Genomic DNA, 11,795 nt, shown 5'->3' with positions numbered 1-11,795 from the left:
TAGGTGCCCTGTGACCCAATCACATTTGCAGCGCGTAACGCGCTCCGACGTCGCTCGCGAGGCGGGAACGTCAGTGGCGGTAGTCAGCTACGTTATCAATAATGGTCCGCGGCCCGTTGCGGAGGCGACCCGGCAGCGCGTGCTTCAGGCGATTGAGAAAACCGGCTACCGTCCGAATGGTATAGCGCGTGCGCTGGCTTCGGGCAGTACGCAGACCTACGGCCTGGTCGCACCCGATATCTCCAACCCGTTTATCGCTTCAATGGCGCATGCGCTGCAGCGCGAGGCTTTTGCTGACGGCAAGGTGCTGCTGTTGGGGGACGCTGGTGACAACAGCGGGCGTGAGCGTGAGCTTATCAACAATATGTTACATCGTCAGGTTGACGGTCTGATTTATACCAGTGTCGATCGGCATCCACATATTGGGCTAATCCAGCAGAGCGGAACCCCCTGCGTCATGCTGGATCGCGTGGATCCAGGGTTAAACGTCAGCGTTATTCAGGTTGATGAACAGCTGGCGGCCTGGCAGGCAACGCGTCATCTCATCAGCCACGGATACCGGGAGATCGGTATTATCTGCGGTCCGCGTGAAATGCTTAATACTCAGGATCGTATACGGGGATGGCAAAGGGCGCTGGAAGAAGCGGCGCTGAGCATCAACCCGGCGTGGATCTTTGCTACCAACTATACGCGAGCGGGTGGATATGAGGCGACAAAACGTATGCTGCGAGGAAGCGTGCCGCGCGCGTTGTTCGCTACCAATGAGCTGCAGGCGCTTGGCTGCCTGCGCGCTTTGGCGGAACAGGGGCTGGGCGTTCCACAGGATGTCGCTCTGGTCTGCTTTAACGCAACAGAGGAATCTGCTTATAACGTCCCGTCCCTGACGGCGGTCCGTCAGCCGGTAGATAAAATGGCCCGTGCAGCAATTGATATGCTGAAAAGCTGGGATGGAGAAGTACGCCGCGTTGAATTTGATTTCTATTTAAGAGTGGGAGAGTCGTGTGGCTGTCAAGGATATGAAGTGCGCCCTGAAGAGGGCTGAAGGCGAACCGATACGCATGATTATTGACTGCGATCCGGGCAACGGCATCCCTGGGGCTAATATTGATGATGGTTTGGCGCTGGCGTTGGCTATTGCCGCGCCGCAAATCTCTCTGGAAATGATATCTGTCGTAGCGGGTAACACCCCGGTCGCAACGGGATATGCCGTCGCCCACGATTTAATCCAGCAGCTGGGAGTAGCGTTACCGGTATACCAGGGCGCTTCACGAGCGCTGCTGGAAGATCCCGAGCCGTGGCGCGACAGGCTGGATAATGGGGTAGATCGTTTTGGTTTGCGCGAACTGTGGTCAGCGGTTCCTGCTCCGGCATCCTGTCAGGCGGCAAGCCCGCTGGCACCCAACGCTATCGGTGAGCTTATATGCAACAACCCTGGCGAAATAACCCTGGTGGCGACCGGCCCGCTGACCAACGTTGCGATTGCGTTGCAGCTCCATCCCGCGATGGTCTCTGCGGTAAAAAATATCGTTATTATGGGAGGAGCCTTTAACGTTGCTGGCTATATAAAAGATACTAACTTTGGTCTGGATCCAGAGGCTGCCCATGCCGTATTGACCAGCGGAGCGCCGATAACGTTGGTTCCGATGGATGTCACGACACAAACCCAAATGCTTCATGCCGATCTGGATCGTCTGGCGAAGGCAGATAATGTTCTGAGCCGCTATCTGGAACAAACTATTCGGCCATGGATCGCTTACTCCATGCAGACCCGTAATCTGCCTGGATGCTGGATCCACGATGTGTTAACCGTCGCCTGGCTACTTGAGCCTTCACTGGCTCCAATCGCGGAAGACTATCTGGATGTTTCACTGGACGGCATTACGCGCGGGATGACCTGCCGTTATGGACGTGAAGCCTTACGCCTGGATGTCGGCGTGCCTGTACCGACAGGCGCAGCGATCCAGATATTGCAAAGCATAGATAATAAACGGCTGCTTTCGTTGATAGAACACTATATTCACAGCTATACGCCATAGCGCTGGCCGGGCGGATAAAGAGAAATATTCTTTTGCACTGTTGCAGGATGTTTCCGGAGAATAATAATGAATACTCTGGCGGTAATTTTATCGGGTCAGGGAGAGACGCTTTTAATAACGTTGTGCAAAACCAGCGTCGCTTTTATTCTGGGAGGGGCGATCGGGCTGGAAAGAGAATCAAAAGGGAAACCTGTCGGATTTAAAACCTGCACGATTATTGCGGTAGCAAGCTGCATACTCACCATTGTATCTATTCAGTCGGCGGAGTATTACGCCGCGCTTTCCAGCAATATCCGTAGCGATCCGATGCGGCTGGCTGCGCAAATTATCAGCAGCGTCGGGTTTCTGGGCGCTGGCGTGATTCTGCATCGTCATGATGATGCGATTTCAGGCCTGACAACGGCCGCCATCGTCTGGGCCTCTGCTGGAGTAGGGATAATCAGCGGTGCCGGTTTTTTTGTTCACGCGCTGCTTGCTACCGGTTTATTCCTGTTGGCGATTAAACTCAGCTACTTTGTTGTTTTTTTGCAAAGTAAAAATCACCTGCCGGGCAAAGTAAAAATCCGCGTCATTCTTGATGAGAAATCCGGACTGAAAACGTTAACGGATACTATTTATCAGCAGCAAAATATTATTGAGGCCGTTACTATTCGCGATTTGAAAAAGGGAAAAATTGAAGTCAATCTTAAGGTGGCGATCAGAAAAAAAATGACGCTGCCTGAACTCTATACGCAGCTTTCCGCTATCGATCACGTCTGCGCCATTGCCCTGGAACACTAAGATTCGCCGTGTTTATCTGTTTGTGTGCTGCAAGGATCAGGATTTAGCCTGGATGGTTATCCCTGTGGTATAAACGAATAATTATAAGAGCGTTAATCTGAATTCTTTTCGTATACTCAGAAGGTGGGTTTTTACAACTGTTTAACTGGCGATAAACTAAAATAGCAATGATATGACGTTTTTGGGAGGGATATGTACGCCCTGGCGGCATAACATGATTATTATGATTGTATCCTGTCTGACATCCTGATGCGATTGCTTCAGATTTTTGATCTGATCCCCCGATCGTCAGGAACCAAATTTAATTATCTTGACAATCCACGGGATTCTTTTAGGTTTACCGGGCACAGCCTTAATTTCCGCTAAAAGAGGCGTGAAGGGTAGGCTCTAAGAGTCTGGATTTAGTATGCCTGTGGAGTGTTATTAAGGCTACCTGCTATGCAGGTAGCCTTTTACTGTTGTCTGTATCAGGTAAGAGAGGTGTTAGCTTAGCGAGATATACACATATATTTTCTCTCTACAAAAATGTAATTTAAAAGAGTAACAATACAGAGAATTACAGTTGAGATAAATATACTTTTATAATATCCTATATTATTGCTTATAAGGGAGAAAACTAAATGCATAATAAGTGCATGCATTATATAGATGCCATAACTACTTTTCCCAGCCCAATGCAAAGGTTTCAATTTTAGAACACCGAAAAAAGAATTTCCAGAAATTACAATTAAAATAAAGATGAAGGATGAGAATGTTATTTGTAAAGTGTATGAATTAGCAGTATTAAGAAAAGAGTAAATATAAAGTGCCATACAAAAAATTGCTGCAAATGGATTACCTAGCCACTTTTGCATGATTAATGGATAACTTTTAATTATTAATGCAATTGCCAGTCCAGACATGAAACATGCGTATATAGAAACTTCCTTTTCTGTTAAGTAATTAATGTTATATAGATAAATAATAAGACCTAGCGTTGAAATTAAAAATATGATGGCAGTTTTCCCATTGGAAATAAAATAACTGAGGAATGGAATTAAAATATAGAATTTCCATTCTAAAACTAAAGTCCAAAATACACCAGCAGTAACTGACCATCCAGGGATGGTGTCTGATAAATTAGGTAGACCTATAAATCCGAAAGAAAACCATGATACAATATAGCTGAGGAAATTATTTGATTGCGTTTCGTCTTTTAGTATAATTATAACAAGAATGTAAAGGAAAAAACCTGAAACCATGGCAGGAAGAAGCCTTTTAATTCTTGATTTGAAAAACTGTCTAACGTTTAATGGTGTATCAAAATTAAGTATCTTACTAAAAAAGAGAAAACCTGTGATCATGAAAAATAGCATTACAGATGTTTGTCCGAAATGAATATACACCTTTCTCACTATTAAAGATGAATAATGAAATATTCCATGAGGAGAAAATTTTCCAGTAACATGCTGGTTATAAACCATTCCTGAGTGGTGTATGAAAACAAGAAGCGCTGCAATGCCTCTGACAGGGTCAAGATAAATGTATTTCCCTGGAGTTTCAGAAGACATTAATTTATTTAATGGTGCGGTTTTTGTTAATAAATAAAATACTGCCAAGGGGATAGTGATAGAGTACAGAATGCTCAGAGGGGTTAACATTAAAGTTGTCATTTTTAACCATGTATATAATTTAAAGTGCAATAATATCAAAGAAGTTTAGCATAGCACGGGGTGGATATCGATCTTAATAAATCTACAAGCTGTTCATACGAGCCATTATCGAGCGGAAAAGATGGACAAGTTTGTGGTTCTGCTGTCATTCTACTATGTCGCAGTCGAGGAGACACCTTGTCATCACATGTCATTTTTGTGTCACACAAGGTAAGCATTGTCTACTATCTTACATTATGCGTTATTGAATTGTGTAATATGTGTGCGATTATATGCATATAAAAAATTAGTTATATGTAATTTTAATAATTTGTAATATGCGAAGGTCATGTTATTTACCATATAATCAATCCGTCCACCCATATGTTATTTTTCGATGTTTATCAATATATTGGTTATGGCTATAGATACCGCCAATATTATTGCAGCCTATGTGAGCAAGCTATCTTTACAGCTTCATAAAACTAGCTATGTTCGTTAATTAACAGGGCTAAATTGCGACCGCTTGCCAATCCCTTATAACCAGTCTGGTGAATTACATGAAAAATAGAGCCCTCACAAATTGATTTGTTTTGTCGTTCGATCGGCGAAAACAAAAGGGGAGATGTATATATTCGTTGTAGCTGCCTTAGCAAGTTATGAATTTGCCAAGACATAGGATCAAGTGCTGTTTTCAGTTTTCCATTACTTTAGCATCGATAGTGATAAGCCTGTTATCAAAATTGTTGCCCATCTATGGCATATTCAGAAGTTTTTTTGTACGTATCACTGCGTACTGCAAAACATACGTCGCAATCTTTGGAACGATACCACCTGAATAAACGGTAAGTGCCTGGTTGAAAGTAGGCATCTGCTTGGGGGCAGGAAAAGGAAGCTTTTTTAAGGTGTCTCTTTTCTTTGCAGCCGGATTAAGCCCGCTGGTAATGTTGCGTTTTATCTGAGAAGTAGTGTTGCGTGCATTTCCTGCCCGGTCTCTGGATACTTATCTACCGTTTGATTTTTTCCTTTCCCTCAAACTGACATTTCAACCGCCAAATCTTTTTTCCAGAGGCCGGGATATAAAGATAAAGCCCGTTACCGTCTGAAATCCTGTAGGGCTTATCCCTGGGCTTTGCTGCATCACTCTGCTTAACGGTGAGCATTGGGTAAAATCTTGATGGGTAAAAATGGTTTACCCATAATTTACTCAGTTAAAAGTCAGGCTGTTAACGTACAACGACGAACAAGCGCGAACGATTGTTTAGCATGAGCCTTAACAGGAGCGGATTTTTGCGAACTTTAGCGGATGGGTTACGAACGGTGAGATGGCGTCCCTGCAGGAATCGAAAATATGTTTATTGTTATGTTTTTTAATGATTATTTGTACGTTCATTTTTTCGATACCATCATGGATACCATCAGCCGATAAAAACGTCTCATTAAGACCATAGAGATCGGCCTATTTCGTCAGTTCCAATAATGAATAGAGGAATGAAATAACGGCGGGGCAGGGGACTGGCAAATCTGCTATTAGGCTGAAAAATGCTCAAAAAAGTTATCACACCCCACGCATTATACAATGCTGCTCGCAAACCAGCGCCAATCCTGACTTGAGGGGGTATAACCCTGAATGTATTTTAGGTATACCAAATGTGATAAAAACACGAACAAAGCCAGCGTTCATGCTGGCTTGCCCGTGTATACACGCATTCTGTTATAAATCGTATCCTCCCTGATCGCTGTAGTTGCTTCGGGCGCGGGATGCCAGTTGCCGCTGTTTCGCTTCAATGCGTTTCATCACTTCATCAGCAAGGTCTGCGGAGCTTTGGCCTGGTAATTGATGAATATGAATCTCGACTTTCCCTATAGAAGAACTCTGGACAGGTGCAACAACCGGAGACGATGGCGGCTTTTTATACTCCGATTTTGGCAGACTGTACGGATGCATTGGCTTTGCTTCTGCAGGCACAGATGCGACACCCATAACGCCAGCGACGACTGTAGCCAGAAGCATCTGACGCGCAGGCAACCCACCACCTGAAAAACCAGTATTATTTTTCAGGATATTAGCCGGGTTCATCGACGCTGCGAGCTGTGCCAGCTCAGCAGTACGTCTCCGGCTGGTTACTTTTGCCGGACCGTTCACAATCTCAGGTCCGTTCTCTCCCACAATGCCAAACTGACCGCGAGGAATAACGCCTCCACTGTCATACATCCCGGCGAACGGAACCGAAGCAGGCGCACTGCCAGACACCTGTAATTGCGCTTTACCCGTTATTTTATTGTTTCCCGTCATCCAGTCGGGCAGATAATCGGTGACGGATGAAAGTTTGTTTTTGAGTGCCTCCCATCTGGCATTAATTCCATTGAGAATACTGTCAATAATGGCGCTGCCCATATCCTGAAATTTCGCAGGAAGCGCGGCAACATCAGCCAGGATCGAATTCCATTTATCGCTGATTGATTGCCTGATACCGGCCCATGCCTCAGTAACGCCAGATTTTATTGCATCCCAATTTTTAGCGATTAATCCCGGCAGGGTATAATTAAAGAACAGCGATTTAATTCCTTCCCACGCAGTGCTGGCCTTTTCTTTGATCCAGTCCCATGCCGCACCTGTGGCATTACATACGGCATCCCACATGGCTTTAAACTTTGGTCCCAGCGTATCCCAGTTCCGCCAGATATAAACAGCACCAGCGGCGATCAGCCCAATGACCGCCAGTATAGGGTTTGCAAACATCAAACGGCCCAGCCATAACACGGAGCTGCCCACTGCTCTGACTGCATTACCAATAAGGGCAAATGCAGATGAAAATTTCAGCCTCAGCACGCCTGCACTCATTCGCACAACTGCCATCGGCCCCAGCACAGAAGCCAGCGCAAGTGAGGCAACCCCTGCACCAGTGGCAACAACCGCAAATCCTGCCGCCAGTTTAAACAGCGCAGAAGTCAGTTGCGGGTGTCGCTTGACAAAACCATCCAGACGTGACGCCAGCTCCCCCAGCCAGTCAGCCAGTTTCTTTAATGCCGGGGCAACTGTTTCACCAATGCTTGCCATAGCATTGGTGAAGGAGCCGGTAGCGGCTTCCCATTTATTACCCAGGGTATTCAGGGACGCATCGACGCGTTCCCGCAGTGAAGCCTGATTTTCAAGTTTGGCGGCAGTTTCACGATAGCCATTAATACCTTTTTCAATCATGGTGTTAAGGACTTTCATGACTTCCGCATCATTACCGAACAGATCCTTAATCGTTGCCATCCGGGTTTCATCGTTGAGCTTACTAAGCTTTTCCAGCTGGGCGTACATATTTTCCAGCCCGCCGAATCCACCTTTACCATTGGAAAAATTGAAGTTGATACCGGTGCCTTTCAGATCGTCGTTGACTGACTGAATATTTTTTGAATCCAGCGCTGCCTGGAAAATTTTTCGGTAAGCATTACCTGCAGACTCACCAGCCATCCCGCTCTGATCAGCCATCACCAGCAACGGAGCAAAAGTTTTAGCTGCTTCAATCCCTTTTTGATTAATAATGCTCATGGCGCTGCTGATATTAGAAAATCCCTGCAGCATATTCCCGGAGTCAACACCGGCATAAAAACCCTTCTGGATCAGATCCATCAGGCTCATCATGTCTTTTTCTGAGGTCTGTGTTGCATCCTGCAATTTTGCGGCAAACTCAGCCGCAGCAGTGGGAGCCATCTGCAACTGCACCCCCAGATAAGCCGCCGATTCCCCCAGCCCGCCAAGAATGACCTGTGCTGACATCCCCTGACGACGCAGCATTGTCATCATGTTCTGGAAATCTGCAGTGGTTCCCGGCAGCCTGTCTCCAAGCGCTACCGCCAGCTGGTTAATTTTCTCAAATTCAGGTGCGACCTTTCCGCCCGGCCCCATCATTGAACCGGCGAGCTGATTAGCGGCATTTTCAGATTCAGAATAGGCTTTCACCGGCGCAAGCAACGTCATACCTGTCGCCATGCCCGCAGCCACAGCACCGGCCCCATTGCCGGCAAGTTTATTTCTCAGATCATAGGTTTTATCTGCTCTTGCCCGGATCGCATTCAGCTTTTGCTGGCGTTCTCCTGCTTCCCGCAGTCGGCGCTCCTGCTCTGCCAGTTGCCGGTTGTATCGCTCAGTTTCGCGGGTGATACGCGAGGTTTCCCGCGCTCCGCCGCCTGCAGACAGCCCCAGCCGGTAGAGTTCGGCTCTGGCTGCCGCCATCTGCCGGGTTTCCTGCTGCTGCTTTTGCTCCAGAGTCGATACAGCACGCCACTGCGCTTCAAGCGCCTGTGTTTGCTTTTTGGTTGGTGACTCCAGTGACGACATTTCGCGCGTTAACATCTGCGCCCGCAGCCTCGTATGGTCCAGTTCTGCGCTGGTCCGGCTGAGACTTTGGGTAAGATTATCAAAGGACTGCAGACGGGCACCGGCGTCAGTCAGATTTTTAATCTGCTCACGGGTTTGTCGAATTGCAGAAGCCAGCTCTTTAGAGCCAGCCTGGGCATTTTTGAAGGGGCGGGTCATTTTATCCACCGCCCCCAGAACGACCTGCAGACGCAGGTTATTATTACTCATCGCTGACTCCGCTTCTCACGATCGCTTTATGCCGCCATTCCAGAACCTCAGTCAGCGGCATGACGTCAGTGATGGACGGCGACCAGTGAAAGATGGTGGCAATATCTGCCACCAAATCATCAACCGTCAGGCTGGCAGGGAACCCGACAACACCGATTTCGGCAGCAAAAAAGCCACAACCTCCAGCGCCAGCGCTGAAAGATCGGCAGGGTCCAGCTCCGCCATCTCCTGCTGGGTCAGCGCCGGAGTCGAGATACGCGGGATCACCGTCATCATTGCGGTAACGTCCATCTCCATAATAGCGTGCAGGCGGAGGCCTCTCAGCGCCCCGGACTGTGGTTTACGCAACACGATTTCAGTAATGGCTGTGTCACCACGTTTAACTGGCGTATCCAGAACAACAGTGGTTTCATTTTTAGCGGTAACAGTTTCGCTCATAATACGATCCTCAATGGCTGTCAATGTGCTGGCAGTGTAACGTGTTCAGCACAACCATTCGGGGTTGGGAGATTGTTCCGCTGACTATACAACTGCAGCGGCGGACAACCAGCCGGAGAACGTACTTTCCCCCCTCAGCGCGCGCTGCCCCGCCCGCCTGCCCGCTTCGCTTAACAGACTGGTTTTCATGCACCCCGTAAATCGTCTCAGAAGCCGCCGCACAAGGGCTTTTGCGTCAAAAATGGTGCATGAGACTCATGCGTTTTCATGCGCCATAGACATGCACTCATGCGCTCTCAGGCCAGCCAGGGAAAAGGCGTAAAAAATCCCGGTACTGGACCGGGATTACGTGGGCGTTTTTTGCTAATCAGACAGGGATTTGCTGACGGCTTGACAGCTTTGACGCGGAGCCATAGCGATTGAGCGTTTGCTGTTGTTTTTCCGGCATTTGTGCCTGGTCTGATTCCTGTTCATTGCGCCGGGGCTTCATAATTATCGTATCCACACTCTCCAGTGCCGTAAACGTGCAGGAACATTCCAGATTCTGACACTGATACCATGAGCGTTTAACCGACGGCGCTTCATAGGCGGAGGTTCTGGCATGTGCAACCGTGCCGCATTCGGGACATTTAAGTGCCATTAATATCACTCCTGTATATCGTTAACGTCATTCAGGCGTTGCTGAAAGCGAAGATGTTGTGCCGGGGTATAAGAACGCTGACAATCACGACTCATCAGGGGGTCTGGCATCACACCAGATTCATCCAGAATCTCACGATAATCCCCGGCAATTTCAGGCGGGGTTATTGCCAGCTGGTGAGCCAGGGCACTGCGTAACATACGGGACGCAACTTCCAGCCCTCCGCGCCCCTTAAGAAACGGAGCCAGCGCAGATGTCAGAGCCGCTCCGTTCGCCTGCATAAAATTGCTGAGAGCGTCTTCTGTGCAGGCTTCCATCAGTAAATGCTGCGAGTAAATACACTCACGCGCAGCACAGTTAATTTGCCATTTCAGCACATCCAGACGTTCCCGCTGTAACTCAAGCTGTCGGGCATAATCTGCTGGTTTTTCCGTGGCAGTGAGGAGAGATTCTATCTGTTGTTCAACGGCTTTTCGGCTCTCACTATGTCCGGCCCACAGAATACGGGCATTTCGAAAACCGGTAAGCGCCTGGGCGGGAGTGGCTCGGGTCGTCATACTGATTTCTCCTTCTCAGCCCGTTCCTGACGAACCTTCATTTTATGAATGGCTGCCGGAGAGAGTTGATTACTGAAATCCAGACGGGCCGCATAATCCGGCGCAACGCCCGCCAGTTTAAACACAGGGTCCTGTTCCGGCATCGCAGCGTTAGTAAGAGCCGGTTTGGTGATATGTTTGTGAATAAACTCTTTCAGCAGTGTGTCCGGATCATTAACTGAATGCACCACACCGACAACTGCGCTGGCTTCCCGGCCCATTGTGGATTTGAGCAGGCTCAGTGTCTGGATTAGCGCCTTACCATGCGCCTGCATAAAATCTTCCCAGATTTGTTTTGCGCGAATACTCGCAAGGGTGTCGTGCGCGTGGATATACTTTCCGGCTAATTCCGCAGCCTCCTGCGGCAAAAGTGCATTTTCGCATTCCTGAGCCGCCAGCAGCTCGTCAAAATCCTCAAGCGTTTCGCGTCCCAGCGCAATTTCCGTGCGCAGCTTTCTCATTTCCTTTGAGACAACGCCCTGACTTTCACGAAACAGCGTGCGCCACTCCTCATTCAGTGCGTTCGTCGTGGCTTCCATTTCAGCCCGGCGCTGGCGGATAGTTGCAATATTATCCGCTGCCGCTTTCTGCCGACGACGTGCTTCAAGCCATGCGCTTCTGGCTGTGTTCAGGGTTTCCAGCGCCCGCTGCGTGACAGCCGGAAAAGTGGAAAGGTTGTTATTCTCTGCAGTGTTGTTCATGACTTCTCCTGTCGGGTTGGTTCGTTACGTCAATTGTGTCGTGGCTGACACAAGCGCACTATCGGTGCTCAGTGTGTGGTAGCTGGCACAACGGGCGTTTGCGGTTATTCAGACGTGGCTATGAAAGCCAGCCAGATAAAAATGCCTCTGCTTCAGCCTGCTTTATGTCCCCGGTGCGGTGGAACAGGTGGAACAGGTGTTACAGCCTTGTTTTGTAATGCATTTATAGGTACAGCACAGGTGGAACATCGCGGGTAACAAGGTGGAACAGCGGATCGGCTGGCGTTCCACCTGTTCCACCTCACTATTTCAGAAGGTGGAACAGTTTCAGCCCTTGTAAAACACGGTTGTTCCACCTGTTACACTTGTTACCCTTAATAAGTAAAACTCACGC

The 11,795-nt window shown here is 48.3% G+C and carries 11 protein-coding genes; 3 read left to right on the top strand and 8 right to left on the bottom strand.

Annotated features, from left to right (window positions below):
• Positions 1-10 precede the first annotated feature (10 nt).
• The 3 genes from C7M51_RS10900 to C7M51_RS10890 all read left to right on the top strand — a co-directional run bounded on the left by C7M51_RS10900 (position 11) and on the right by C7M51_RS10890 (position 2,816).
• Positions 11-1,042, top strand: a complete 1,032-nt coding sequence (locus C7M51_RS10900; protein WP_160621813.1) for a LacI family DNA-binding transcriptional regulator — start codon at positions 11-13, stop codon at positions 1,040-1,042.
• Positions 1,017-2,036 carry a nucleoside hydrolase gene (locus C7M51_RS10895; RefSeq protein ID WP_160623631.1) on the top strand — a complete coding sequence of 340 codons (1,020 nt, stop codon included), beginning with the start codon at positions 1,017-1,019 and terminating at the stop codon, positions 2,034-2,036. Before C7M51_RS10900 ends, C7M51_RS10895 begins: the two co-directional genes overlap by 26 nt.
• A 66-nt stretch (positions 2,037-2,102) precedes the next feature.
• Positions 2,103-2,816, top strand: a complete 714-nt coding sequence (locus C7M51_RS10890) for an MgtC/SapB family protein (RefSeq protein ID WP_160621812.1) — start codon at positions 2,103-2,105, stop codon at positions 2,814-2,816.
• A 488-nt stretch (positions 2,817-3,304) separates the two neighbouring features.
• Here C7M51_RS10890 and C7M51_RS10885 read toward each other — a convergent pair whose 3' ends face one another.
• The 8 genes from C7M51_RS10885 to C7M51_RS10855 form a co-directional block, all read right to left on the bottom strand.
• A complete protein-coding gene (locus C7M51_RS10885; RefSeq protein ID WP_160621811.1) occupies positions 3,305-4,456 on the bottom strand; it encodes an acyltransferase family protein in 1,152 nt (383 codons plus the stop codon).
• A gap of 998 nt (positions 4,457-5,454) precedes the next feature.
• Complete coding sequence (locus C7M51_RS22750; RefSeq protein WP_425281000.1) at positions 5,455-5,610, bottom strand: Arm DNA-binding domain-containing protein; 156 nt, start codon at positions 5,608-5,610, stop codon at positions 5,455-5,457.
• A gap of 551 nt (positions 5,611-6,161) precedes the next feature.
• Complete coding sequence (locus tag C7M51_RS10880; RefSeq protein ID WP_160621810.1) at positions 6,162-9,026, bottom strand: phage tail tape measure protein; 2,865 nt, start codon at positions 9,024-9,026, stop codon at positions 6,162-6,164.
• Positions 9,019-9,138: a GpE family phage tail protein gene (locus C7M51_RS10875; protein WP_048994105.1), complete on the bottom strand. Its 120-nt coding sequence runs from the start codon at positions 9,136-9,138 to the stop codon at positions 9,019-9,021. The genes C7M51_RS10880 and C7M51_RS10875 overlap by 8 nt, the downstream gene beginning before the upstream one ends.
• Before the next feature lie 14 nt (positions 9,139-9,152).
• On the bottom strand, positions 9,153-9,464 hold the full coding sequence (locus C7M51_RS10870) for a phage tail assembly protein (RefSeq protein ID WP_045330926.1): 312 nt from the start codon (positions 9,462-9,464) through the stop codon (positions 9,153-9,155).
• 367 nt (positions 9,465-9,831) lie between these two features.
• Positions 9,832-10,104 (bottom strand): ogr/Delta-like zinc finger family protein, encoded by a 273-nt coding sequence (locus C7M51_RS10865; RefSeq protein ID WP_160621809.1) that lies wholly within the window; start codon positions 10,102-10,104, stop codon positions 9,832-9,834.
• A gap of 5 nt (positions 10,105-10,109) precedes the next feature.
• On the bottom strand, positions 10,110-10,661 hold the full coding sequence (locus tag C7M51_RS10860) for a phage polarity suppression protein (protein WP_160621808.1): 552 nt from the start codon (positions 10,659-10,661) through the stop codon (positions 10,110-10,112).
• The gene (locus tag C7M51_RS10855) at positions 10,658-11,401 is read right to left on the bottom strand and encodes a phage polarity suppression protein (protein WP_160621807.1); all 744 of its coding nucleotides are present in this window, start codon (positions 11,399-11,401) and stop codon (positions 10,658-10,660) included. The genes C7M51_RS10860 and C7M51_RS10855 overlap by 4 nt, the downstream gene beginning before the upstream one ends.
• Positions 11,402-11,795 lie beyond the last annotated feature (394 nt).

The sequence above is a fragment of the Mixta intestinalis genome, assembly GCF_009914055.1.
Lineage (GTDB): Bacteria > Pseudomonadota > Gammaproteobacteria > Enterobacterales > Enterobacteriaceae > Mixta > Mixta intestinalis.
The sequence above is the reverse complement of the archived record's forward strand: the minus strand, read 5'-3'. Positions and strand labels throughout refer to the sequence as shown.